At 65.1% G+C, this 229-nt stretch carries 1 pseudogene; it reads right to left on the bottom strand.

Annotated elements, in window-relative coordinates:
* A pseudogene (gene inhA, locus AAEY83_RS19080) lies at positions 1-229 on the bottom strand (isonitrile hydratase); the annotation flags it as partial.

Genomic DNA, 229 nt, shown 5'->3' with positions numbered 1-229 from the left:
CACCAGTTGCGCCGTGTCGGCATCGACCAGTTCCGCCGCCAGCACCAAGGCGAAATCGATGCCAGCGGTAATTCCGCCACCGGTAAACAGATTGCCGTCGCGTACCACCCGATCCTTCACCGCAACCGCGCCCAGCGTCGGCAGCAACTCGTGATAGGCCCAGTGCGTAGTCGCGCGCTTGCCCTTCAGTAGACCAGCAGCGCCGAGCACCAGCGAGCCGGTGCACACC

It is taken from the genome of Psychrobacter sp. TB20-MNA-CIBAN-0197 (genome assembly GCF_040309765.1).
Classification (GTDB): Bacteria; Pseudomonadota; Gammaproteobacteria; order Pseudomonadales; family Moraxellaceae; genus Psychrobacter; species Psychrobacter submarinus.
This window is presented reverse-complemented; position numbering and strand designations above follow the sequence as displayed.